The 214-nt window shown below is 69.6% G+C and carries 1 pseudogene; it reads left to right on the top strand.

The annotated features are described in order from the left end of the window. A pseudogene (locus tag V5F48_RS25205) lies at positions 1 to 214 on the top strand (MFS transporter); the annotation flags it as partial.

Raw genomic sequence — 214 nt, 5'->3', positions numbered from 1 at the left:
CGCGGCCATGTTCCTCGGCACGGCGATCGGCATCGCCCCGGCATCCCTGTGGATGGCCCGCGTGGGGCGAAGGATCGGCTTCGTGGCGGGCGCCGTGCTTGGAACCCTCGGGGGCCTGCTGGGGGCGCTCGGAATCTTTTATGCGTCGCTGCCGCTGCTCTGCCTCGGGACGGGCCTCGTCGGCACCTACCAGGCCTTTGCGCAATTCTATCGC

This window comes from Xanthobacter autotrophicus ATCC 700552 (assembly GCF_043194565.1).
Lineage (GTDB): Bacteria > Pseudomonadota > Alphaproteobacteria > Rhizobiales > Xanthobacteraceae > Xanthobacter > Xanthobacter autotrophicus_F.
This window is presented reverse-complemented; position numbering and strand designations above follow the sequence as displayed.